Genomic DNA, 21,846 nt, shown 5'->3' on the forward strand with positions numbered 1-21,846 from the left:
CTCACGGATCGGCCGAGGGGACATAAGTTCGCGTGGGTTGCGATAGCTTTACGCGGGAGAGCGCGGAGGGAGGCGTATGAGCGCGGAGCAGCGCACGCTGGAGGACGGCGCATCGGAGATCGTCGACGCCGCGAGCGTCGAGTGGGACGTGGAGACGGACGTCCTCGTCGCGGGCGGCGGCGGGACGGGACTGGTCGCGGCGCTGGTCGCCTCGGAGGCCCCCGACCTCCAGGTGACGGTGCTGGAGAAGACCGACGAGGTCGGCGGGAACACCTCGCTCTCGACGGGGATGATCCCCGCCGCCGGGACGCGCTTCCAGCGCGAGGCGGGCATCGAGGAGACCCCCGAGGACATGATGCGCGACGTGATGGAAAAGAACGGCGGCGAGGCCGACGAGGCGATGGTCCGGCGGCTCTGTACGGAGAGCGCGAACCTGATCCACTACCTCGTCGACGAGTGGGACGTCTCGCTGTCGCTCGTGGACGACTTTCGGTACCCCAAGCACTCCGAGTACCGGATGCACGCCCCGCCGGGGCGCAACGGCGCGAACCTCGTCGCCGAGCTGCGCAAGCGCGTCAAGGGTGCGTCGAACATCGAACTGCTCACCAACGCGCCGGTGACGAAGTTGGTGGCCGAGGAGGGCGCGGTCGTCGGGTGCGTCGCCGGCGAGCGCCGCGAGGAGGCCATCGCCTGCGAGAGGGTGATCCTCGCGACGGACGGCTTCGCCGGGAACAAGCGCATGGTAACCGAGTGGACCGAGGGACTGGAGGACGCCCTCTACTTCGGGGCGGACGGCAACACCGGCGACGGCATCCGCTGGGGCGCGCACCTCGGCGGCGAACTCGCCTGCATGGACGCCTACCAGGGCCACGCGTCGGTCGCCTACCAGACGGGCGCGCTCTCGACGTACGCGGTGATAATGAACGGCGGGATCATGGTCAACGCCGACGGCGAGCGCTTCGGCGACGAGTCGGCGGGCTACTCCGAGTTCGCCGTGGACGTGCTCCGCCAGCCCGGCGGCGTCGCCTACGAGCTGTTCGACGAGCGGATCTTCCGCCGACTGGAGGGCGCGTTCGACGACTTCGACGAGGCGGTCGAACTGGGCGCGTACGTCCGGGGGGACACCGTCGCGGAACTGGCCGATCGCTACGGCTTCGACGCCGCGGCCGCCGAGGCCGCGGTCGAACGCTACAACGACGCGGTCGAGGCCGGCGAACCGGACGGGACGGGCCGCGAGGACGGCACCCACGTCCTCGAACCCCCGTTCTACGGTGCCGAGGTGACGGGCGCGCTGTTCCACACGCAGGGCGGACTCGTCGTCGACGAGTACGCACGCGTCCTCCGGGCCGACGGGAGCATCGTCGAGAACCTGTACGCCGGCGGCGGCACCGCCGTCGGCATCAGCGGACACGGGGCCGGGGGCTACCTCAGCGGGAACGGCCTGACCGCCGCGCTGGGGCTGGGTCGGCTGGCGGGGATCCATGCGCGTGAGTCGCTCGCCGAGTGACGCACGGCCGGACCGGACGTGACCCGGTGCCGATTCTTGATTTTCTTTTGTTCGTATTAGAATACATATACATATCAGGCGAGGACTTAATACGCCTTACAGAAATGTAGCGGATGGCTACCATGCCGAGTAATCGCAAGCGGCACACAGCGACCAGCAGGCGGAGCTTTATCAAGTACGCCGGAGCGGCCGGCACCATCGGGTTGACGGGGCTCGCGGGGTGCGCCAGCGACGACGCCGGGAACGGCGGCGGTGGCGGGAACGGGAGCGGCGGTGGAACGGCCGGCGGCGGGAACGCGGAGGAGGTCGTCATCGGCTCGAACCACCCTCTCTCGGGCGGTCTCGCCTCGACCGGCACTGGGATGCACAACGCGGTGCGCCTCGCGGCCGAGCGCAAGAACGAGGCCGGCGGCATCGAGTCGCTCGGCGGCGCACAGGTGACCGTCATCAAGGGCGACAACCAGGGCAAGCAGGAACTCGGCGGCCAGGTCTCCCAGGAACTCATCGAGGAGGGCGCGCACCTCCTGACGGGGTGTTACGCCTCGCCCGCGACGACGAGCGCGACGCAGGTGGCCGAGCGCGCGAAGACGCCGTTCGTCGTCAGCGTCGCGGCCGACGACGACATCCTCCAGGGGCGGGGACTGAACTACGTCTACCGGCCCCAGCCCCCCGCGAAGAAGATGGCCGAGGACTACGCCACGCTCGTCCCGGAGGCGATCCGCGACAACGGGGGCACCCTCGACACCGCCGGACTGTTCTACGTGAACAACAGCTACGGGCAGGCCATCCGTAACCACCTCAAGACGTTCCTCCCGGAGAACGACGTCGAGGTCGTCGCCGAGACCGCCCTCGAGTTCGGCGCGAGCAACGCCAACACGCAGGTGTCGAAGCTCAAGGGAGCAGACCCCGACACCATCATCGCGACGACGTACGTCCCGGGCGGCGTGACGCTGATGAAGGCGCTTCGGGACCAGAACTACCGGCCGCCGCACCTGACGGCCTGCGCCAGCGCGACGTTCACCGACGACGACGCCGTGGCCGACCTCGGCCAGGCAGCCAACGGGGTCATGGACAACAACTACGCGCTCAACCCGACGATCGAGAAGACCGAGGAGGTCAAACAGCAGTTCAACAAGCAGTTCGACCAGGGGTTCAGCGCGACCGTCGGGATGGCCTACACGGCCGCGGAGGTCGCCATCGCGGGCATCGAGGCCGCCGGAAGCACGGACAAGGACGAGATCAACGCCGCGCTCGAGAAACTGGAGTACGCTGACCACATCGCTGCGATGGGGCCGGTCTCGTTCAAGGAGAACGGCGAGAACGAGAACGCCCTCGCCCCGGTCAACCAGGTCCAGGAGGGAGCGGTCAAGGTCGTCTACCCCGAGGAGTACGCCGAGGCGAAACCCCAGGTGTGACGCACACCGCTGGGATTATACCGTCGAACTACGAGGACAGCTTTAGAGAAAGGCCACCATGTTTCAACGTAGCATAACGCACGTTCCGCTCCAGGGAGCGGGACTCGTCGACCGACTCACGAAGCCGTTCGCCGACTTCGCGGGGGACGTGGCCGCGGGCGAGCCGGTGCTGTTCCAGTTGCTCGTCTTCGGCCTGTTGCTCGGCGGGGTGTACGCGCTGACGGCGCTCGGACTGACGATGATCTTCGGCGTGATGGACGTCATCAACTTCGCGCACGGCGCGTTCCTCGTCGTCGGGATGTACACCGTCTGGTTCGCGGCCGTCTCGTTCGGGCTCAACCCGTTTCTCGGCATCCCCATCGCGGCGGCCGTGCTGTTCGCGCTCGGCGTCGTCGTCCACGTCACGACCATCGAACCGATAATCGAAGCCCCCCAGCAGAACCAGCTCATCGCCACGCTCGGCGTGCTGTTCATCGTCCAGTCGGGCATCGAGATCTGGTTCAGCCCGAACCCGCGCACGATCAACCTCGACCTCGGGAGCCTCGACGTCCTCGGCGTCTACGTCCCGGTCGGGGAGCTGTACGCGCTCCTCATCGCGCTGGTGGCGATGCTCGCCGTGCGGGCGTTCCTCCGGTACACCGACCTGGGGCGCTCGATCCGGGGGACCGCCGACAACCGCGACGGCGCGCGCGCCGTGGGCATCAACGTCCCGCGGATCAACTACCTCACCTTCGGCATCGGCGCGGCGCTGGCGGGGGTCGCCGGCGGGGCGGTCGCGCTGTTCCAGCGCTTCGATCCGTTCACCGGCGAGACGTTCCTCATCAACGCGTTCGTCATCGTCGTCCTCGGCGGCCTCGGTTCGTTCACCGGGGCGTTCGTCGGCGGGCTCCTTATCGGACTGGTGCAGGTGTTCGGCTCGTACTACTTCCCCGGCACGACCGCGCAGGTGCTCATCTTCCTCATCTTCATCCTGACGCTGCTCGTGAAGCCGGAGGGGCTGTTCGGGGGGAGCGCATGAGCACGCTCGACTCGGTCAGGAGCGGCTACGAGGCGTTCGACGAACGGTCCTACGCGCCGCTCGTGAAGGGTGCGGCGGGCTTCGGGTTCCTCGCCGCCCTGCCGTACGTCATCGAGATCGACGTCGCGGGGATGGAGCTGGCGAGCGTGCTGAGCCTCAAGGTGCTCGTCCTCACGCTCATCTACGCGACCGCCGCGCAGGCCTGGAACGTCATGTCCGGCTACACGGGACAGTTCTCGTTCGGGCACGCCGCCTTCTTCGGCATCGGCGCGTACGCGACTCAGAAGCTCCTGATCGACGCCGCCGTCAACCCGTGGATCGGCATGCTCGTCGCGGGCGCGCTGGCCGCGCTGTACGGCCTGGTCGTCGGGCACCTCTGCTTCCGGTACGACCTGAAGGGCCACTACTTCGCGCTGGCGACGCTCGCGTTCGCCGAGTTGCTGCGCTTCGTCGTGGTGAACGCCTCCGAACTCAACGGCGCGAACGGCTACTTCAAGCCGTTCCCCCAGGAGTACGGCGCGGACTACGGCCTGCTCGCGCTCCAGTTCCAGAGCGACCTGCCGTACTACTACGTCATCCTCGGGTTCCTACTCGCGGTGACGGTCGTCGCGTGGCTCATCAAGAACTCGTGGGTGGGGCTGTACTTCTTCGCCATCCGCGAGGACGAGCGCGCGGCCGCCAGCGTCGGCGTGCCCGCCTACCGCTACAAGCTCCTTGGCGTCGCGGTGAGCGCGTTCTTCACCGCGCTCGTCGGCGCGTACTGGAGCATGTACTTCACCACGATTCGGCCCTCGACGGTGTTCGCGCTGTTCAAGAACGTCGAGTTGCTCCTGCCCGCCGTCGTCGGCGGGCCGGGTACGCTCGTCGGGCCGATCGTCGGCTCGTTCGTCGTCACGCCGATCAGCGAGATCGCCCGGACGACCTTCGACAACGTGAACGGCCTCGATCGCATCATCTACGGGCTCTTTCTCGTGCTCATCGTCATCTACAGCCCGAAGGGGGTCGTGAACTGGCCCGACCGGATCCGCGACCTGTTGCACCGACGCGTGAACGACGAACCCGCCGCGGACACCACGAGTGACGACTGATGGCAACCGAACCAACTGACACTACCACGACCGACGCGGCCGACGACGCGGACGCCATCCTTGAGGTGCGCGACGTCGGCAAGACGTTCAGCGGCCTGGTCGCCCTCGACGGCGTCTCGATGGACGTCGGACGGGGCGAGATCGTCGGACTGATCGGCCCGAACGGCGCGGGCAAGACGACCCTGTTCAACTGCATCAGCGGCGTATTCCCGCCGACCTCGGGGCGGATCGTCCTCGACGGCGAGGACGTGACCGGTCTGGCGGCCCACGAGATCGCCCGCCGCGGGCTCGCGCGGACGTTCCAGATCACGCGGCCCCTCGAGGACCTCACCGTCCTCGAGAACGCGATGGTCGGCGCGCACATCCACACTCGACGGCGCGCCGAGGCGCGGGAGATCGCCCGCGAACGCCTCGCGTTCGTCGGCCTCGCGGGGCGGGCGGACGAGCGCGCGGACGAACTCACCGTCGGCGCGCAGAAGCGCCTCGAACTCGCCCGCGCGATCGCGACCGACCCGAGCGTGCTGCTGCTGGACGAGATCATGGCCGGGCTGACCCCGGCCGAGACGGAGGGCATGCTCGACCTCTTCCGGGGGCTCCGGGAGGACGGGACGAGCCTGCTGGTCATCGAACACGACATGGACGCGATCATGAGCATATCGGATCGCGTGAAGGTGCTCGACAACGGACGGAGCATCGCGTTCGGGTCGCCCGAGGCGGTCGCCCGCGACGAGCGCGTGATCGAGGCGTACATCGGAGGTGACGACGGTGCCGATGCTTGAACTCGACGGCGTCCGGTCGGGCTACGACGGCATCGAGGTGCTCCACGGCGTCGACCTCGCGGTCGAGGAGGGCGAGATCGTCGCGCTCATCGGCTCGAACGGCGCGGGCAAGACCACGACGATGCGGACCATCTGCGGCGTCCTCGAACCGACGGCCGGGCGCGTCGCCTACCGCGGCGAGGAGATCGCCGGGCGGGCCCCGCACGACGTCGTCGAGCGCGGCATCGTCCAGGTGCCCGAGGACCGCGACCTCTTCACCGGGATGACCGTCCTCGAGAACCTGCAACTGGGCGCGCAGACCCCCGGCGCGAGGGAGAACCGGGAGGCGAACGTCGAGTACGCCTTCGAGCTGTTCCCGCGGCTGGAGGAGCGCCGCGACCAGCGCGCCGGGACGATGAGCGGCGGGGAGCAGCAGATGCTCACCATCGCGCGGGCGCTGATGGGCGAGCCCGACCTGCTCATCCTCGACGAACCCTCCATCGGGCTCGCGCCGCACCTCGTGAAGGAGGTGTTCCGCGTCATCGAGGAGATCCACGCCGACGGGCTGACGGTGCTCATGGTCGAGCAGAACGTCAAGCAGACGCTCCGGCTCGCCGACCGCGGCTACGTCATGGAGAACGGCGAGATCACGATGAGCGCGACCGGCGAGGAGTTGCTCGCCGACGAGCGCGTCGTCCAGGCGTACCTTGGTGTCTGAGATGGCCGAACCGACAGACCACGAGCGGGAACTGGCGTCGTTCGTCGCCGACCTCGACCCGGCGGACGTGCCCGAGCGAATCCGCGACCGCGCGGGGCTCGTCGTCGCCGACACGGTGGGCGCGATCCTCGGCGGCGCGTCGGACCCGGCGGTCGCCGGGCTCGTCGAGCGCTGGGCGGGGACGCCCAACGGGAACGGGACGGCAACCGTCCTCGGGACGGACGACCTGGGGGCCGACCCGACGAAGGCGGCGTTCGTAAACGGGACGAGCGGGACCGCCCTCGAACTGGACGAGGGGCACAAGTACGCCGCGGGCCACCCGGCGATCCACGTCCTGCCCGCCGCGCTAGCCGAGGCGGAAGCCGACTACGGGGGCGGCGAGGCGTTCCTGACGGCGTTCGTCGCGGGCTACGAGGCCGCGGTGCGGGTCGCCCGCGCGGCGACCCCGCTCGACGCGCGGTACCACCCCCACGGCGTGTGGGGAGCCGTCGGCGCGGCGGCCGCCGTCTGCCGGTACCGGGGGTTCGACCCGGACGAGACGTTGACGTCGCTGCGCATCGCGGCGAACTACGCTCAGCACACCAGGTTCGCCGCCGCCACCGAGGGCGCGACCGTGCGGAACTCGTTCGCCGGGATGAGTAACCTCTCGGGGATCGTCGCGGCCGATCAGGCGGGGGCGGGGTTCACCGGGTTGTCGGAGGGAATCGCCCGCCACCTCGACGCCGCGACCGACGACGGCGTCGACCCCGCCGCGCTGAGCGAGGGGCTCGGGACGGACTGGGAGCTCGCGGAGGGCTACTTCAAGCGCCACGCCGCCTGCCGATTCACCCACCCGGCGCTCGACGCCGTCGCGGCGCTCGACGACGCCGGATCGGTACCGCCCCCGGCGCGCATCGAGCGCGTCGAGGTCGAGACGTACCCCGCCGCGGCCGCGCTGGCCGCGACGCGCCCGGGCAACGCGCTGCAGGCGAAGTTCTCCGTCCCGTTCGCCGTCGCCACCGCGCTCGTCACCGGCGGGACGGGAAAGGAGGCGTTCGAGGAAAGCGCGCTCACCGACGAGACGCTCGCGCTCGCCGAGCGCGTCTCCGTCCGCGTCGCGGACGACATCGCGGAGCGAGTGCCCGACGCCCGCGGGGCGCGGGTCCGGATCCGCGACCGCGCGGGGACGACCGTCTCGCGGACCGTCGAGGAGGCCCGCGGCGGCGAGCGCGACCCCTTCACCGAGGCGGAGTTGCGGGAGAAGTTCGAGGCGCTCGCGGCCCCCGTCGTCGGGGACAGGCGCGTCGACGACCTGTGGGCGGCGGCGCGCGAACCGGCCGCGCCGCGCGTGCTGTGCGCGCTGACGCGGGCGTGATCGCGAGAAACGAACCACACGCGGCACTACCGATGTGACACGACTGACACGACGCTGCTACCGATACGACACGACAATGACCGATCTCCAGCCGGTACGAGAGTGGGAGGCACAGGCGTACGAGTTCATCGAGAGGCCGGTACCCGCCGAGGTGCGGGCGCGCGGCGCGAAGACGGTGTCCGACGTGCTCTGCGCGATGGTTGCCGGGGCGGACGAGCCGACGAACCGGGAGGTGGCGACGACGGCCCCGCTCGCCGACGGGCCGGCGACCGTCGTCGGGACGGACCGGCGCGTCGCGCCGGGGCACGCCGCGCTCGTGAACGGCGCGAGCGCCATCACCCCCGAGATCGAGGAGGGGCACAACACCGGGGGCCACGTCGGCGCGGGCATCGTCGCGGGGGGGCTCGCGGCGGCGGAGGCCGCCGACCGCTCTGGTCGCGAGTTCGTCGAGGCGTGCGTCCGGAGCTACGAACTCTGTGTCCGCCTCGAATTCGCCATCTTTGCGATGAAAGCGCGGCTCAACGAGGCGGTGCCGTGGCTGCTCCGCGATCCCCACTCCACGTGGACGACCGTCGGACCGGCGCTCACCGCGGCGCAGTGTCTCGGCCACGCGTCCGAGGAGCTGCGCGAGACGTTCCGCGTGGCGGCCAACCTCGCCGTCGTCTCGATGCACGATCCCTTCGAGGAGGGCGCGCCGGCGCGGAACTTCACCGCCGGGTTCTCCGCGCAGGCCGGCGTGGACGCGGCGGTGCTCGCGGGGGCCGGCCTGTCGGGGTCGGCGACCGCCGTCGCCGAGGTGTACGACCCGTTCGAGGAACTCCTCGACGAGGGCGTCTTCGCGCGCCAGTTCGCCGAGCTCGGCGAGACCTGGGAGATCACGCGCAACTACTTCAAGCCGTACCCCTCCTGTCGGTACACGCACCCGCCGCTCGACGCGCTGCGCGCGGCCGGCGAGATCGACCCCGCCGAGGTCGAGTCGGTGGACGTCCACACGTTCGCGAACGCCGCCGAGATGGACGCGGCCCGCCCGACGACGCTCACCGGCGCGAAGTTCTCGACGCCGTACGTCCTCGCGCGCTACCTCCACTCCGGGGCCGTCGAACTGGCCGACTTCGAGCCCGAGCGGGTGGTCGACCCCGCCGTCCAGTCGCTCGCGGAGCGGGTCACCCTTCACGTGGACGAGGCGTTCGAGGCTGCCTTCCCCGAGGACTGGGGCGCGCGCGTCCGCGTCACGCTCGCGAGCGGCGAGGTCCGGACCGGCGAGCGCGCCTACCCCCGCGGGGACTACCGCGACCCGCTCTCCGAGGAGGAGTTCCGCGATCGCTGTCGGCGGCTGCTCGACCCGCTCGACGACCCGGAGGCGGCGCTCGACGCGGTCCTCGCGGTCGACGAGCGGCCCGTCCGCGACGTGACCGCCGCCCTCCGAACCGCCTGAGATCCGTCCGCATCGAAGCGAACGGCGGTTCGCCTCTGTCGAACGATTGGGATAGACTTTTGTCAACGTGTCCCATTGGAGACGTTCATGGCCGAAAGCGACACGTCAGGGGGGAAGCGGGTCGGCGCGACCGAAACGTCGTTCGCCGTCGTCGAACAGTTGCGGGAGGAGGGGGGACTCGGCGTGACGGAGGTGGCGGACCGGGTCGGTATCTCGAAGAGCACGGCCCACGCCCACCTCTGGACGCTCGTCGACCTCGGCTACGTCGTGAAGGAGGGGCCCACGTATCACCTCGGGTTGAAGTTCCTCGACCTCGGCGACCACGCCCGGACGCGCCAGAACCTCTATCACATCGCCAAGCAGGAGGTCGACGAGCTGATCAGCGCCGTCGGCGAGCGCGGGCAGGTGATGGTCGAGGAGAACGGTCGGGGGGTGTATATCTACCAGGCGAAGACCGAGCGCGCCATCCAGACCGACTCGCACATCGGAACGGTGGTCGACCTCCACGCGACCGCCGTCGGGAAGTCCTACCTGGCGTTCCTGCCCGACGACGACCTCGAAGCGTTGCTCGACACGCTCGAACTGGCGGCGCGGACGGACCGGACGCTGACCGACCGCGAGTCCCTCCGCGAGGAACTGACGCTCGTCCGTGAACGCGGGTTCGCGCTCAACGACGAGGAGCGCATCGCCGGGATGCGCGCCGTCGGCGCGCCGATCCTCTCCGACGACGGTCGCGTGCTCGCGGCGCTCAGCGTTTCGGGGCCGACGACCCGGATGAACGGCGAGTGGTTCCGCGAGGAGGTTCCCGACAAGGTGACGCAGGCGGCGCGCATCATCGGCATCAAGGCGACCTACTCCTGATCGCACGGGTGCGTTCGCCGCTTACGAACGCGTGTTCGGCTAGAGGTCGGGCACTGCGATCGGCGCAGACACGTTACGACGGTACGTACGTAACAGGTTCCGAGCGACGTACCGAAACCCCGTCACAGGACATCGACAGACGGAGAGCCAGGCCCTTATTTATGCGAGCGGGCCGCACTTGGCGTATGCCGTCGAGAGAGACGATCGCGATGGACGCCGCCCGCGCCGGTGCCGACTACGCGCGCCGGCACTTCCGGACGTCGCTCGCCGTCGAGCGGAAGTCGAGCAAGACGGACCTCGTCACCGACGTCGACTGGACGACCCAACGACGGATCGTGTCGACGGTGGAGGAGCGCTTCCCCGACGACGAGATCGTCGCCGAGGAGGGCGACGAGCGCAAGACGGTTCCGGACGGGTGGGCGTGGATCGTCGATCCGATAGACGGGACGGGGAACTTCGTCCGCGGAATGCCGGAGTGGGTGACGAGCGTCGCCGTCGTCCGCGAGGGGGAGCCGGAGGGCGCGGTCAACGTCGCTCCCGCGCTCGGCGACACCTACCGGGCGACGCCGACGGGCGCGACGCGAAACGGCGCGCCGATCTCGGTGAGCGATCGGACCGACCCCGAGACGTTCCTCGTCGCGCCCACGCTCAGGTGGCACGCGGCGGACGGCGCCGCGATCGGAACGCTCGCGCGGACGATCGTCGAGCGGTTCGGCGAACTCAGACGGCTCGGCTCCGCCCAGTTGACGTTCTCGCTGGTGGCGAGCGGGGCGCTCGACGCGGCCGTGTCGTTCGATCCGCGGCCGAACGCCTGGGACACCGTCGCCGGCGCGTACCTCGTCGAACGGGCGGGGGGCACGGTGACCGATCTGGAGGGGAACCGCTGGACGCCCGACGGCCGCGGGATCGTCGCCTCGAACGGCGAGGCACACGAGACCGTCGTCTCGGCCGTCAGATCGGTCGTCGAGTGAGCGCGGAGGGGGCGGCCGGCCGGCCGGGCGAGACACTCGGGGACCCCCGCGCCCCCGGTAGAGGTCGACGCTCGAACCGTCGCCTGGCTCGGAGCACTCGGCCGCGGGCGGGGACACCCCCGGAGGCGCGCAATCGCGTCGAATCGCCCGGGCGCCTTTGACAGAGTTGTTACGTAAAGCCACTCTTTGACCGTATTTTTCAAAATTAATACCCCGATCCTCACACCATAAACATCAATATTTCCTCTTATTAGCCACTATATATCAAATAGTTCCCGGAAAGGCTGCTGATCTTACGTGTTATACGATGTATGGTACAAATTCATCTACATGTATTGAATTCGTGATAGTTCACTTATTTCCCCGTCTTCCCCCGATCCGTTCGAAAGGGGTCGCTGTTTAAAGCCTCGTGATCGTCTCGGGTGTGGCGAACGGTTCCCGTTGCGCTGATCGTGTCCGCTTTACCGGTGTGGCGGCATCGCTCGCGGAACCAGCCGTCGTCGGAGTGGTCCGTGTGACGGGAACGGTCGGAGGATCCGTTCGGCGGCCCGTCTCGACCACCGCCACGTCGGCGGGCGGACCGCTCGGACCTCGATAGCGGGTAGCCTTCGCGGTGAGAGCGCGAGCGACGGCGAAAAAACGGCGATCGAGCGCCGTTGCCGGGGACACCCGTGCCGCGGATGTCCGTCGTGCCAGTTGCGTTCGTGGCCACGCCTGCGGGCCAGGGTCGTCGAAACGATCCCGCGCCCACCTCGGGATGCAGTGCTGTTCGGTATATGTTTTCTGGACCGGACGACGGTGCCCGCCGCCGGAATCAGTCGCGGGCCCGTCCCCGCCCGGGGGACCCGTCGGATCGGTCGAGTTCGTTCGCGTCGAGTTCGCCGAGGAGGTACCGCTCCCCGAGCGCCGTGCGTTCGCACTTGCCGTACCCGTCGTACGCGATCAGCCCGTACGCGGCGAGGCGTTCGCACCGCCGCTCGATGTCCGTCCGCTGGTAGACGGTCCCGGTCCCGCGGGCTGCCATCTCGTCGCGGAGTTCGTGGGGCGTCTTCGGCCCGTCCGTCTGGAGCAGTTCGAGGATGCGATCGTCGGCCTTCCCCATCCACTCGGCGTGCCGCCGCATCGCTCCCCCGCGCGGACCGGTCGAGTCGCGTCCCGCCATTCACTCCACCCTGTTCGGTCTCCGGTCCCCGTCGTCCGTCCGCGCCGACTCCCCCGCTATCGCCGTCAGGTGTTCGTCGCAGAGGCGCAGCGTCGCCCCGTCGACGCTGAGCGCGACCCGACAGACGGTATCGCCACCCCGGTTCTCGGTGTACGGCCTCCACAGCGGCAGGGCGTAGAACCCGTCCCGCGCGCAGAACGCGCACCCCTCGACCAGCGACCAGTCGCCCCGGACGAGGCTCTTCCCGAAGTTCCGCTCCTCGCACCCGACGCAGAGCCCGCCGAGGAGGTCGCCCGTCACGACGTCGAGGACGGCGCGGTTGAAGCCCGCCCCGAGCCCGCACGCGACGCACTCCGTCGCCGTTTGGCGGTTTTTTCCACCGTTCAACACCATTCTATCCATGATATTTTCTAGATGATGAATTTGCTGGGAGCAGATAACACTTGCCATTTTCGATCGGGTCCGCTATCGAGAGCTCCGTGAGGCGGACGAGGTGTCGGTAGCGCGGGAGGTCGCAGCGTACGACGTCCCGGGGGGACCGGCGTCCTCGGGAAAACGGTTCTGCGGGGAGCGAGGGTGCGGGGGAGACGCCGCTCCGAGGGCTCTCAGTCGTCGCCTTCCGAGAGGAGTCGACCCGGAACGGAGTCGGCGGTGGGCGTCTCACCCGGTAGCGACACGTCGCGCAGCGTGAATCGCTTGCGGACCATGTCGTACGCGAAGACGAGCGTCCCGAGGATGATCATCGCGTCGCCGGGGAGCCGCGCCCAGAACAGCGTCTGGACGATCGCCGAATCGTAGAACGCGAGGCTCCGGGCCGCCGCGTAGCTCTGAGTAAAGGCCGCCTCCAGCTGGAGGAACCCCACCGGCAGCACGGAGACGAACACCATGAGGGCGAGCCCGCCGTTCCAGAGCCAGAAGGCCCATCTGAGGCGACGTTCGGTCCACTCCGCGGGTTTCGTCGAGATGCGGAGCATGTACGTCGCCATCCCGAGCGCGAGGAAGCCGAAGGCTCCGAACATCGCGGCGTGGGCGTGCCCGACGGTCAGGTACGTTCCGTGCTCGTAGTAGTTGACGAGCGGGAGGTTGATGAAGAAGCCGAGCACGCCCGCGCCGACGAAATTCCAGATCCCTGACACGATGATGAACATGAACGGGAGCGTGTATGGGAACGTCTCGTCCGCGGCGGCGAGCGCGCGGTACTCGTTGATCGCCTCGAAGAGGATGAGCACCAGCGGGATGAGTTCGAGCGTCGAGAAGACGCTCCCGAGCGGGAGCCAGACGTCGGGCTGGCCGATCCACCAGTAGTGGTGGGAGACGCCGATGACGCCCGATCCCATCACGAACAGCGCCTCGAACAGCACCGCCTTCTCGGCCGAGCGCTTACGCAGCAGCCCCATCGAGACCAGCGTCAGGCCGACGATGGCGACGATGAAGAACTCGAAGGCCCCCTCGACCCACATGTGCACGACCCACCACCGCCAGAACTCGGTCGTCACCATGTTCGTCCGCGGCGTGTAGAGCATCCCGGCGGCGAACAGCAGGCCGATCGAGCCACCCGCGTACAGGATCATGTGCGCGAGCCCGTAGCGCGGCTCGCGGTCGAGCAGCGGCTTGAAGCCGCGCGCGACGAGCACCGCCCACAGCCCGAAGCCCGCGAGGAGCCCGAACTGCCAGACGCGACCGACCTCGAGGTACTCGAGGCCCTCGTTGCCCAGCAGCCACCACAGCGGCCCGTCGACGTACCCCTGTGCGCCGAGCCAGACGCCGGCGAGGCCGCCGACGGCGGCGACGACGACGACGCCGAGCAGGACGTGGACGTACCGCCTCTGGTTCGACGGTTCGTAGCCCGTCAGCAGCGGCGCGAGGAAGAGCCCGGCGCCGAGCCAGAGCGCGGCGATCCAGAGGATGCCGAGGTCGAGGTGGAACGTCTTCGCCAGCGCGAACGGGAACAGTTCGAGGAAGTCCACCCCGAACAGCTCGCCGAGGCCGAAGAACCCGTCACGCTCGATGTAGTAGTGCGCCAGGAGCCCCCCGAGGAGCACCTGCGCGAGAAACAGGAGCGCGGCCAGCGGGATGAACCGCGTCGCGGCGCGCTGGCCGGGCGTCAGGCTGATCTCGTCCGGTTCGGGGACGCGGATCCCTGCGGTCCTCGGCTCCGGGAGTTCGACGGACTTGTACAGCCAGACGCCGATCCCCGCGCCCGCGACCAGCAGCACCATCGCGATCACGCTCCAGGTCATCGTCGCGCCGGTCGGCTCGTTGCCGGCGAGGGGAGCGTACGGCCAGTCGTTCGTGTAGCTGTGGTCGGTCCCCGGGCGCTCGGTGTGAGCCATCCACGCCGTCCAGAGCGCGAAGTCCGCGAACTGCCGGGCCTCCTCCTCGGTCTCGATCATCCCCGCGGGGATCCCGCGCTCCGCGCTCCCCTCGTGGTACCGCTCGACGTACACCTCCCTGACCTGCTGGTGCGCGTAGACCTCGGCCGCCGAGTACTCGATCCGCTCGCCGGTCTCCGCGCCCTCCAGGTCGGCCTTCACGACGCTGTCGACCGCCGCCTGATCGGCGGCGGGGAGCGCGTCGTACTCCGCGCCGTGTCGCTCCTGCGCGTAGTACTGGCGCATGAACGCCGTCTTCAGCTCGAGCGCGTCCGCGGTGTAGTCGACGCCGTAGTACGCGCCGTTACCCAGGATCGAGCCGTGGTTCATCAGTCCGTTCTTCTGGAACGTCACCTTTCCCGCCCGGACCTGCTCTCCGGTGACGACCGTCTCGCCGTCCGGTCCGACGACTTCCTGCGGGATCGGCGGGGCCTGCTGGTAGGAGTACAGCGCCCCGACGCCCATGATCACGAGGTTGAACACGAAGACCAGGGCGAGGATCTTCGCGAGCGTTCGTCGTTTCACTTCCATCTCGTGGGGCGCTTCGAACGCCACCGACCTCCGTGTCGCCCTGATTCCCGGCGACCGGGAACGCGGCCGAATACGTTCGGCCGACGGAGGACCCCCCGGCCCACCGCCCACCGCGTCCTGCCTCCTGCATCCCGAGGCACCCCGCCGGGGTACCTCGCCCCCGATCTACCGCCAGGACCGAGAGCGTATCCCCGAACCCGTTCGGCGACCGTCGGGACGGACCGAAGGGGAGCCGGAAGGTCGTCGTCGCGTTCGGGGTGTCACGTCCGGGGACGGGCGCGACTGGAGTGCGACCGACGCGCTCAGTCGACGTACAGCGAGTAGAGGATCGCCCCGAAGCCGATGGTCGTGAACGTGCTCTCGACCGCCAGCGCGAGGTTCGGATCGAGGGGGAGCAACTGGTCCACGATCCCGGCGAGCAGCGCGCCGAGCGTGACGACGCCGAAGCCGACGGCGAGCGCGCGGAGCGCCGGGGCGTCGGTGCGCCGGTAGGCCCCGTAGGAGTAGTAGGTGATGCTCCCGCCGAGCAGGAGCGTGAGCGTCTTGAGCACCGTGACGGCCGCGGTGACGTGCGGTGTCATAGCTCCCGGCGCACCTCGGACCAGAGCTCCGACAGCCGCTCCTCGGGGGTCATCCGCCGGTGATCGACCTCGACCGTGAGCGAGCGGTCGTCGTCGAGGGCGACGCGAACCTCGTCGAACCCGACGGCGTAGCAGGTGGGGTGGCGACCGTTGGGGTTGATCTCGATGCGCTCCTCGAGCAGCGAGGCCTCGCTCAAGAGGTCGAGCTTCCGGTACATCGTCGAGCGGGGGATGTCGCAGGCGTCACAGAGGTCGCTCGCCGTCATCGGTTCGTCCAACTGTTCGAGGATGGCCCGGCAGTCCGGGTCGTCGAGCGCGTCGAGTACGGCCGTCAGCCGGGGGCCGTCGACGGCGAAGGGGTCCTGTTTCATCGGTAGCGATCGGGTCGGTTCCGAGTCGGCGATCAGTCCGGGGGTCATGGTACTCCGCGGGGGCTCCGGCGGTCGTCCGTCGGCGCGGGGGGTGGGAGATCAGTCATGCTCGGCGGGCGGCCGGGCGAGTTCGTCGAGGTCCTCGACGAACTCCTTCACGATCTTCTCCTCCGCGCGGTGGAGCGTCTCGCTGCACGTCGACTTCGCGAGCTCGACCCGCCCCGCGAGTTCGGTCAGCGAGCACCGCCGCGGCGTGTCGTAGTAGCCGTGCTCGACGGCCGCGCGGACGAGTCGGAGCTGGCTGTACGTGAGCAGCTGCTTCGGTTCGGTCCGGTGACGGATCCGGTCGACAGTGAAGGGGATGCCGAACCGCTCGAGCTGGGTGCCGAGTTCGGACAGGCGGCGCTGGGGAGCCACTACCTCCCACTCCGCCTCGCCGTTCTCGATAGTGAACGGCATCTCGAGCGGGACGCCGGAGTCCTGCACCGGGAGAAGTAACAGCGGGGTCGTCGTCTCGAACTGGATCAGGACCGTCGTCCCCTGCCGTCGGAGCACGTCGAGTTCGGTGACGGCGGCGTCGGCGTCGACGTCGCGGAGGACCGCCCCGAGGTCGGCGGCGGTGATCTCCGCGAGGGCGACGCCGGAGTCGTCGCCCGTGAGCGCCGCCAGGATGCGGAATCGGGCGTCGGGGTGGGCCCGCGACACGTCCCCGACCCAGACCCCCTCCGGGATGGACAGCGTGAGGTTCGCTCGTGGCATTTCGTGTTCGGTTAGTAGTTGCCGGCACGGCCCCCAGTCCGTATCTCCGAACATGTTCGCGTAACCGGGGTGTCGGTTCCCTCGTGCGTCCCGGCCGCGACCCGAAACCGCTGTTCTGCCAGCTCCGCGCCGAGGTCGAGTCGTTCGAGGCGGGCGGCCACGCGGTCGAACGACGCGCCCCGGACGAGTTCGGCGCGACGCCTCCGGAGCGATAGCGATACCGGGAGGTTCTCCGACGGCCCGTCACTCGCCGTCGACCGTCGGTCGCCAGACGACGGTGACGACGTCGTCCCCCTCCTCGACGGTCTCGTACCGGTACCCCCGATCCGCCAGCTTCGGATAGAGGTGCCGGGGCGCTCTGTCGTTGAGTTGCACCAGCACCGTCCCGTCGTCGAGTTCGACGAGGCGTTCGAGCGTGTTCTGCAGCGGCTGTGGCGGCGGCAGGTCGCGCGCGTCGAGGAGGTGGCGCGGCCGGTCCCCGGGCGCGTCCGTCGCGCGGACGCAACGGTCGACGTCGGTCATGTCGGTTCCGTCGCGCCGCGGGGACACGGACGCTTCGCCGAACGTGTTCGGCGGTTCGCTTTCCCCCGGCCGGGGCGAACGTTCGCGCATGACTTCGGTGTCACACGACGACGTCGATCCGGTCACCGATCGGGTCCACGAGAACTCCTGGTCCGCGAACCTGGAGAAGCCGCGGCACGCGGACGACCGCGGGCTGGTCGTCGAGGAGGCGCTCGACGCGGTCGAGCACACCGCCCACGGCCACCACGTGAACCTCGTCACCCACGGGAACCACGGCCACCCGTCCGACTACCTGTTCGAGGCGCTCGAGGCGGCGTTCGGCGACCGCGTCGCGTGGGAGTACGTCGAGCAGTGCGGCTGCGGCGGTCACGTGACGCGGGTGCACGTCGAATCGCCGACGGCGGAACGGTAACCACCGAGCATGACCGCGAGCCCCGACAGCCAGTCGGCGGTGCCGTCTCTCGACACCGCTCGGCGGCCGTTCGTCCTCGTCTGGGAGATGACGCAGGCGTGCGACCTCGCCTGCAAGCACTGCCGGGCGGAGGCACAGCCCCGCCGCCACCCCGACGAACTCACGACGGCCGAGGCGACGGCCCTCCTCGACGACGCCCGCCGCTTCGGGGAGGGACAGCTCGTCGTCCTCTCGGGCGGCGACCCGCTCGCGCGACCCGACGCGGTCGAGCTCGTACGCTACGGGAGCGACCGCGGCCTCCGGATGACCGTGACGCCGAGCGGGACCGGCTCGCTCACGCGGGCGCGCATCGACGAGTTGCGCGACGCGGGACTGCGGCGGATGGCGCTCAGCCTCGACGGCGGGAGCGGGGAACCCCACGACGAGTTCCGGGGGGAGCCCGGGAGTTTCGAGCGGACGCTCCGGGCGGCCCGCGACGCGCGAGAGGCGGGACTCCCCCTCCAGATCAACACGACGGTCTGCGCCGAGACGGTCGAGGAGCTCCCCGCGATCCGCGAACTCGTGACCGGGCTCGACGCCGTCCTGTGGTCGGTGTTCTTCCTCGTCCCCGTCGGCCGGGGGCGGATCCTCGATCCGATCCCGCCCGGGGCGGCCGAGCGGGTCATGGAGTGGCTCCGCGAGGTGAGCGAGACCGCGCCCTTCGGCGTGAAGACGACGGAGGCACCGCACTACCGGCGGGTGGCGATCGAGCGCCGCGCGGGGGGAGCCGAGCGAGCACCCGACGGGATCGGTCGCCGGACGGGCATCGTCGCGGGCGACGGATTCGCCTTCGTGAGTCACACGGGGGAGATCTACCCGTCCGGGTTCCTCCCGAAGTCCGCGGGGAACGTCCGCGAGGGGGGGATCGTCGAGCCGTACCGCCGCTCGGATCTGTTCCGGTCGCTCCGGGATCGGGACGCCCTCCGCGGGAAGTGCGGAGCGTGTCCCTACCGCCACGTCTGCGGTGGGAGCCGATCGCGCGCGTACGCGTACACCGGCGACCCGTTCGAGAGCGACCCGCTGTGCCCGTACGTCCCCGACGGGTACGACGGACCGCTCCCGGCGACCCAGCAGGGGTGACGACGGCGTGACCGCGAACGCGAAACCGACGGAGGGGCGACGCGGCGACGCCCCCCGGAGTCGGGTGGAGCCGACGGAGCAACCGGACGCCTCCGGCGCGCCTGTCGCCCGCGTCCTCTCCCAGGCGGCGTCGATCGAGCGCCGCGAACTGGACCGGGCGCTGGCGCGGCTGGATGACCGCGGCGAACTCACGGACGAGCGACGGGCCGTCCTCGCCGACCTCGCGGACGCACTCGTGACGGAACTCGTGGCGACGCCGCTCGAGCGGGCGGTGACGGTGGAAGCGTCGTGCGAGGGGGAGCCGCACGATCCGGCCCTCCGGCGCGCCGTTTCCCTGTTCGTCCGTCGCGATCACACGAGCGGCGAGGGGTGACCGTCGCGGGGGAGCCTAGTCGGCCCGCCCCGCCGCGACCGCGGCGTCGATCGCGCGGTCGAGATCCGCGACGATGTCCTCCACGTCCTCCAGACCGACCGAGAGCCGCACGAGGTCGGGCGTCACGCCGCTCGCCCGTCGCTCGCGCTCCGTGAGCTGCTGGTGGGTCGTGCTCGCCGGGTGGATGACGAGCGTCTTCGCGTCGCCGACGTTCGCGAGCAGGCTCGCGAGCTCCGTCTCCTGGGTGAGGCGTCGCCCCGCGTCGAAGCCGCCCTCTAGGCCGAACGTGACCATCCCGCCGTAGCCGCCGTCGAGGTACCGTCGGGCGTTGTCGTGGGTCGGGTGAGTCTCGAGTCCGGGGTAGTTCACCCACGCGACCTCGTCGCGGTCGACGAGAAACGCGGCGACGGCCAGCGCGTTCTCCGAGTGACGGTCCATCCGCAGCGGGAGGGACTCCAGCCCCTGGAGGGTCACCCAGGCGTCGAAGGGCGACTGCTGGTTGCCAAGGTCGCGGAGCCCGCGGGCGCGCGCCGCGTACGCGAACGCGGCGTCACCGAAGCGCTCGCGGAAGTTCACCCCGTGGTACGCCGGGTTGTCCGCGGCGAGTTCGGCGTAGTCGCCGTCCTCCCACGGGAAGGTGCCGCCGTCGACGAGGACGCCGCCGACGGTGGTGCCCGAGCCGTGGATCCACTTCGTCGTCGACTCCCAGACCAGGTCCGCCCCGTGCTCGATCGGATTACACAGGTACGGCGTCGCGAACGTGTTGTCCACCAGTACTGGAACGCCCGCCGCGTGGGCCACCGCCGCGACCGCCTCGACGTCGGGGGTATCGAGCGCCGGGTTGCCGATGGTCTCGAGGTGGACGTAGGCGGTGTCCTCGTCGATCGCCTCCGCGTAGGCGTCCACCGAGAGCGTGTCCACGAACCGCGCCTCGATCCCCCACCGCGACGCGGTGTGGGTCAGGTAGGTGTACGTGCCGCCGTATATGGAGGAAGCGGTCACGACGTTGTCGCCGCTCTCGGCGAGGACCAGCGTCGCCAGATCCAGGGCGGCCATGCCGCTCGCTGTCGCGACCGCACCCACGCCGCCTTCGAGTGACGCCAGCCGCGCTTCGAGCACCGCGTTCGTCGGGTTCGTGAGTCGGCTGTAGATGTTGCCGGCCTCCTCGAGCGCGAACAGCGAGGCGGCGTGCTCCGCGTCGTCGAACACGTACGAGGTCGTCTGGTGGATGGGCGGTGCGCGCGCGTTCGTCGAGTCTGGCTCCTGTCCGGCGTGGATACTCCGAGTGGCGAACCCGGATTCATGCTTTTTAGGCATATATCTACTGGTTAGTATACCGTGGGGTAATGTAGCCGAGGGCACCGTATAGGGGGTCATTACGTGCGACGCTCGGGAACGTCGGCGCTCCTCCGTGCGCTTGCGGGTTCCGAGCACCTCGCACGATCGTCGAAAAACCGGCCCCGAGCGGGCGGTCAGGGCGTCAAGACCGCGTCCATGACCTTGCGCTGTGCGGTGGCGAGGTGCTCCGCGAACGTCGACGGCGAGATCCCGATCGCGGCCGCGACCTCGCCGGCGTTCGCCCCCTTCGGGTGCTCGAAGTACCCCATGTCGTAGGCGGTCCGCAGGACCTCGCGCTGTCGATCGGTCAACCGACCGCGGTCCACGAAGACGAGGTCGCGGTCGGATCCGCCGTCGAACTGAGTGAGCTTCCGGATGCGGACGCCGGAGAAACCCTCCCGTAACGTGCCCACGATGGTCCGGACCGCGTCGACGTCCGGAGCGTGGAAGGAGACGTACAGCGTTCCGTCCCGCGCGTGGACGGCCGAGACGGGGTACCCGACCGCCTCGATCCGTTCGCAGACGCACCCCTCGTCCCGCGACCGCCGAAAGCGGTAGATCGTCCGGTCGCCGTACGCGGCGACCGCCGCGACCCCCGGCCGTTCGAGCCCCCCGTCCTCCTCGATCGCGAACTCCTCCGCGATCCGCCCGGTCGCGTCCGGTATCGACGCCCGCGAGACCGAGGAGACCGGCGCGCTCGCCCGGGCGGAGGCGTCCGCGACCGTGCAGTCCCCCGGCGCTCCGACCGCGATTTCGACCCGAAGACCGGCAGTCATCTCGGTACGAACTGCGCGAGCGGTCGGGATATACGCTTCCCCGAATATCTTTCCGGCGTCGCCGGGGTCGCGGCCGTCGCGCCGTCGAACGCGCCCGACGGCCGTTCGGTCGCGCTTCGAACATCATCGGCGGAACGACCATCCGGAACCGCCGCGAACGTGGCGTCGATGAGCACGGAACCAGTCGACGGCGGGGTTCGCGAACTCGACGTCCGCGAGATCGACGGCGAGCCCTTCGGCGCGATCGTGACGGCGCTCGACGCGCTCGCAGAGGGCGACGCGCTCGTCCTCGTCAACAGCTTCGAACCGGAACCGCTGTACGCCGTGCTGAAGCAGCGGGGGTTCGCGTACGAGACGACGCGGGGCGCGGAGGGGGAGTGGCGCGTATCGATCACGCACGCGTAG

General features: G+C 69.7%; 24 protein-coding genes. 15 read left to right on the plus strand and 9 right to left on the minus strand.

Going from position 1 to position 21,846, the window contains the following annotated elements:
• Positions 1 to 76: 76 nt before the first annotated feature.
• The 10 genes from P1K31_RS18420 (at position 77) to P1K31_RS18465 (ending at position 11,125) form a co-directional block, all read left to right on the plus strand.
• Positions 77 to 1,507, plus strand: a complete 1,431-nt coding sequence (locus tag P1K31_RS18420) for an FAD-dependent oxidoreductase (RefSeq protein WP_276305828.1) — start codon at positions 77 to 79, stop codon at positions 1,505 to 1,507.
• A gap of 122 nt (positions 1,508 to 1,629) precedes the next feature.
• Positions 1,630 to 2,922, plus strand: coding sequence for an ABC transporter substrate-binding protein (locus tag P1K31_RS18425; protein ID WP_276306733.1), 1,293 nt, complete (start codon positions 1,630 to 1,632; stop codon positions 2,920 to 2,922).
• A gap of 58 nt (positions 2,923 to 2,980) precedes the next feature.
• Positions 2,981 to 3,940: a branched-chain amino acid ABC transporter permease gene (locus P1K31_RS18430; RefSeq protein ID WP_276305829.1), complete on the plus strand. Its 960-nt coding sequence runs from the start codon at positions 2,981 to 2,983 to the stop codon at positions 3,938 to 3,940.
• A complete protein-coding gene (locus P1K31_RS18435; protein WP_276305830.1) occupies positions 3,937 to 5,028 on the plus strand; it encodes a branched-chain amino acid ABC transporter permease in 1,092 nt (363 codons plus the stop codon). The genes P1K31_RS18430 and P1K31_RS18435 overlap by 4 nt, the downstream gene beginning before the upstream one ends.
• Positions 5,028 to 5,807, plus strand: coding sequence for an ABC transporter ATP-binding protein (locus P1K31_RS18440; protein ID WP_276305832.1), 780 nt, complete (start codon positions 5,028 to 5,030; stop codon positions 5,805 to 5,807). Before P1K31_RS18435 ends, P1K31_RS18440 begins: the two co-directional genes overlap by 1 nt.
• Complete coding sequence (locus P1K31_RS18445; protein ID WP_276305833.1) at positions 5,800 to 6,504, plus strand: ABC transporter ATP-binding protein; 705 nt, start codon at positions 5,800 to 5,802, stop codon at positions 6,502 to 6,504. The genes P1K31_RS18440 and P1K31_RS18445 overlap by 8 nt, the downstream gene beginning before the upstream one ends.
• A gap of 1 nt (position 6,505) precedes the next feature.
• The gene (locus P1K31_RS18450; RefSeq protein ID WP_276305834.1) at positions 6,506 to 7,858 is read left to right on the plus strand and encodes an MmgE/PrpD family protein; all 1,353 of its coding nucleotides are present in this window, start codon (positions 6,506 to 6,508) and stop codon (positions 7,856 to 7,858) included.
• A 76-nt stretch (positions 7,859 to 7,934) separates the two neighbouring features.
• Positions 7,935 to 9,293, plus strand: coding sequence for an MmgE/PrpD family protein (locus P1K31_RS18455; protein WP_276305835.1), 1,359 nt, complete (start codon positions 7,935 to 7,937; stop codon positions 9,291 to 9,293).
• A gap of 87 nt (positions 9,294 to 9,380) precedes the next feature.
• Complete coding sequence (locus tag P1K31_RS18460; RefSeq protein ID WP_276305836.1) at positions 9,381 to 10,154, plus strand: IclR family transcriptional regulator; 774 nt, start codon at positions 9,381 to 9,383, stop codon at positions 10,152 to 10,154.
• A gap of 185 nt (positions 10,155 to 10,339) precedes the next feature.
• Positions 10,340 to 11,125, plus strand: coding sequence for an inositol monophosphatase family protein (locus P1K31_RS18465; protein WP_276305837.1), 786 nt, complete (start codon positions 10,340 to 10,342; stop codon positions 11,123 to 11,125).
• Between the two features lie 814 nt (positions 11,126 to 11,939).
• Here the strand turns inward: P1K31_RS18465 and P1K31_RS18470 are convergent.
• The 6 genes from P1K31_RS18470 to P1K31_RS18495 all read right to left on the minus strand — a co-directional run bounded on the left by P1K31_RS18470 (position 11,940) and on the right by P1K31_RS18495 (position 16,901).
• Positions 11,940 to 12,287 (minus strand): winged helix-turn-helix domain-containing protein, encoded by a 348-nt coding sequence (locus P1K31_RS18470; protein ID WP_276305838.1) that lies wholly within the window; start codon positions 12,285 to 12,287, stop codon positions 11,940 to 11,942.
• Complete coding sequence (locus P1K31_RS18475) at positions 12,288 to 12,680, minus strand: hypothetical protein (RefSeq protein ID WP_276305839.1); 393 nt, start codon at positions 12,678 to 12,680, stop codon at positions 12,288 to 12,290.
• Between the two features lie 212 nt (positions 12,681 to 12,892).
• Positions 12,893 to 15,190 (minus strand): nitric-oxide reductase large subunit, encoded by a 2,298-nt coding sequence (locus tag P1K31_RS18480; RefSeq protein ID WP_276306734.1) that lies wholly within the window; start codon positions 15,188 to 15,190, stop codon positions 12,893 to 12,895.
• Positions 15,191 to 15,492: 302 nt separating this feature from the next.
• Complete coding sequence (locus P1K31_RS18485; RefSeq protein WP_276305840.1) at positions 15,493 to 15,771, minus strand: DUF7521 family protein; 279 nt, start codon at positions 15,769 to 15,771, stop codon at positions 15,493 to 15,495.
• Positions 15,768 to 16,142 (minus strand): winged helix-turn-helix domain-containing protein, encoded by a 375-nt coding sequence (locus P1K31_RS18490; protein WP_276306735.1) that lies wholly within the window; start codon positions 16,140 to 16,142, stop codon positions 15,768 to 15,770. Before P1K31_RS18490 ends, P1K31_RS18485 begins: the two co-directional genes overlap by 4 nt.
• A 99-nt stretch (positions 16,143 to 16,241) precedes the next feature.
• On the minus strand, positions 16,242 to 16,901 hold the full coding sequence (locus tag P1K31_RS18495; RefSeq protein ID WP_276305841.1) for a helix-turn-helix domain-containing protein: 660 nt from the start codon (positions 16,899 to 16,901) through the stop codon (positions 16,242 to 16,244).
• An 83-nt stretch (positions 16,902 to 16,984) separates the two neighbouring features.
• Here P1K31_RS18495 and P1K31_RS18500 point away from each other — a divergent pair, with 83 nt between their 5' ends.
• Positions 16,985 to 17,116 carry a hypothetical protein gene (locus P1K31_RS18500; RefSeq protein WP_276305842.1) on the plus strand — a complete coding sequence of 44 codons (132 nt, stop codon included), beginning with the start codon at positions 16,985 to 16,987 and terminating at the stop codon, positions 17,114 to 17,116.
• Between the two features lie 28 nt (positions 17,117 to 17,144).
• Here the strand turns inward: P1K31_RS18500 and P1K31_RS18505 are convergent, their stop codons facing one another.
• Positions 17,145 to 17,423 carry a DUF2249 domain-containing protein gene (locus P1K31_RS18505; protein ID WP_276305843.1) on the minus strand — a complete coding sequence of 93 codons (279 nt, stop codon included), beginning with the start codon at positions 17,421 to 17,423 and terminating at the stop codon, positions 17,145 to 17,147.
• Between the two features lie 88 nt (positions 17,424 to 17,511).
• Here P1K31_RS18505 and P1K31_RS18510 point away from each other — a divergent pair, with 88 nt between their 5' ends.
• From P1K31_RS18510 to P1K31_RS18520, 3 genes are read left to right on the plus strand one after another with little or no spacing between them, the layout of a single operon-like run.
• A complete protein-coding gene (locus tag P1K31_RS18510; RefSeq protein ID WP_276305844.1) occupies positions 17,512 to 17,835 on the plus strand; it encodes a CGCGG family putative rSAM-modified RiPP protein in 324 nt (107 codons plus the stop codon).
• A gap of 9 nt (positions 17,836 to 17,844) precedes the next feature.
• Positions 17,845 to 18,954, plus strand: a complete 1,110-nt coding sequence (locus tag P1K31_RS18515; RefSeq protein WP_276305845.1) for a radical SAM protein — start codon at positions 17,845 to 17,847, stop codon at positions 18,952 to 18,954.
• 7 nt (positions 18,955 to 18,961) lie between these two features.
• A complete protein-coding gene (locus P1K31_RS18520) occupies positions 18,962 to 19,327 on the plus strand; it encodes a glutamyl-tRNA reductase (RefSeq protein WP_276305846.1) in 366 nt (121 codons plus the stop codon).
• A gap of 15 nt (positions 19,328 to 19,342) precedes the next feature.
• Here the strand turns inward: P1K31_RS18520 and P1K31_RS18525 are convergent, their stop codons facing one another.
• Complete coding sequence (locus tag P1K31_RS18525) at positions 19,343 to 20,644, minus strand: O-acetylhomoserine aminocarboxypropyltransferase/cysteine synthase family protein (RefSeq protein ID WP_276305847.1); 1,302 nt, start codon at positions 20,642 to 20,644, stop codon at positions 19,343 to 19,345.
• Positions 20,645 to 20,799: 155 nt separating this feature from the next.
• Entirely contained in the window at positions 20,800 to 21,441 is a 642-nt protein-coding gene (locus P1K31_RS18530; RefSeq protein WP_276305848.1) for a helix-turn-helix domain-containing protein, read from the minus strand.
• A 168-nt stretch (positions 21,442 to 21,609) separates the two neighbouring features.
• Here P1K31_RS18530 and P1K31_RS18535 point away from each other — a divergent pair, with 168 nt between their 5' ends.
• Complete coding sequence (locus P1K31_RS18535; protein ID WP_276305849.1) at positions 21,610 to 21,846, plus strand: DUF2249 domain-containing protein; 237 nt, start codon at positions 21,610 to 21,612, stop codon at positions 21,844 to 21,846.

The organism is Halomarina halobia, from assembly GCF_029338575.1.
Classification (GTDB): Archaea; Halobacteriota; Halobacteria; order Halobacteriales; family Haloarculaceae; genus Halomarina; species Halomarina halobia.

Excerpts from the sequence above, each read along its gene's own strand:
- P1K31_RS18470 (WP_276305838.1), bottom strand. The coding sequence starts at position 12,287 with ATGGCGGGACGCGACTCGACCGGTCCGCGCGGGGGAGCGATGCGGCGG.
- P1K31_RS18460 (WP_276305836.1), top strand. The coding sequence starts at position 9,381 with ATGGCCGAAAGCGACACGTCAGGGGGGAAGCGGGTCGGCGCGACCGAA.
- P1K31_RS18530 (WP_276305848.1), bottom strand. The coding sequence starts at position 21,441 with ATGACTGCCGGTCTTCGGGTCGAAATCGCGGTCGGAGCGCCGGGGGAC.
- P1K31_RS18535 (WP_276305849.1), top strand. The coding sequence starts at position 21,610 with ATGAGCACGGAACCAGTCGACGGCGGGGTTCGCGAACTCGACGTCCGC.
- P1K31_RS18490 (WP_276306735.1), bottom strand. The coding sequence starts at position 16,142 with ATGAAACAGGACCCCTTCGCCGTCGACGGCCCCCGGCTGACGGCCGTA.
- P1K31_RS18435 (WP_276305830.1), top strand. The coding sequence starts at position 3,937 with ATGAGCACGCTCGACTCGGTCAGGAGCGGCTACGAGGCGTTCGACGAA.
- P1K31_RS18465 (WP_276305837.1), top strand. The coding sequence starts at position 10,340 with ATGCCGTCGAGAGAGACGATCGCGATGGACGCCGCCCGCGCCGGTGCC.
- P1K31_RS18445 (WP_276305833.1), top strand. The coding sequence starts at position 5,800 with ATGCTTGAACTCGACGGCGTCCGGTCGGGCTACGACGGCATCGAGGTG.
- P1K31_RS18475 (WP_276305839.1), bottom strand. The coding sequence starts at position 12,680 with ATGGTGTTGAACGGTGGAAAAAACCGCCAAACGGCGACGGAGTGCGTC.
- P1K31_RS18510 (WP_276305844.1), top strand. The coding sequence starts at position 17,512 with ATGACTTCGGTGTCACACGACGACGTCGATCCGGTCACCGATCGGGTC.
- P1K31_RS18450 (WP_276305834.1), top strand. The coding sequence starts at position 6,506 with ATGGCCGAACCGACAGACCACGAGCGGGAACTGGCGTCGTTCGTCGCC.
- P1K31_RS18420 (WP_276305828.1), top strand. The coding sequence starts at position 77 with ATGAGCGCGGAGCAGCGCACGCTGGAGGACGGCGCATCGGAGATCGTC.
- P1K31_RS18430 (WP_276305829.1), top strand. The coding sequence starts at position 2,981 with ATGTTTCAACGTAGCATAACGCACGTTCCGCTCCAGGGAGCGGGACTC.
- P1K31_RS18495 (WP_276305841.1), bottom strand. The coding sequence starts at position 16,901 with ATGCCACGAGCGAACCTCACGCTGTCCATCCCGGAGGGGGTCTGGGTC.
- P1K31_RS18485 (WP_276305840.1), bottom strand. The coding sequence starts at position 15,771 with ATGACACCGCACGTCACCGCGGCCGTCACGGTGCTCAAGACGCTCACG.
- P1K31_RS18425 (WP_276306733.1), top strand. The coding sequence starts at position 1,630 with ATGCCGAGTAATCGCAAGCGGCACACAGCGACCAGCAGGCGGAGCTTT.
- P1K31_RS18480 (WP_276306734.1), bottom strand. The coding sequence starts at position 15,190 with ATGGAAGTGAAACGACGAACGCTCGCGAAGATCCTCGCCCTGGTCTTC.
- P1K31_RS18440 (WP_276305832.1), top strand. The coding sequence starts at position 5,028 with ATGGCAACCGAACCAACTGACACTACCACGACCGACGCGGCCGACGAC.
- P1K31_RS18455 (WP_276305835.1), top strand. The coding sequence starts at position 7,935 with ATGACCGATCTCCAGCCGGTACGAGAGTGGGAGGCACAGGCGTACGAG.
- P1K31_RS18505 (WP_276305843.1), bottom strand. The coding sequence starts at position 17,423 with ATGACCGACGTCGACCGTTGCGTCCGCGCGACGGACGCGCCCGGGGAC.
- P1K31_RS18515 (WP_276305845.1), top strand. The coding sequence starts at position 17,845 with ATGACCGCGAGCCCCGACAGCCAGTCGGCGGTGCCGTCTCTCGACACC.
- P1K31_RS18525 (WP_276305847.1), bottom strand. The coding sequence starts at position 20,644 with ATGCCTAAAAAGCATGAATCCGGGTTCGCCACTCGGAGTATCCACGCC.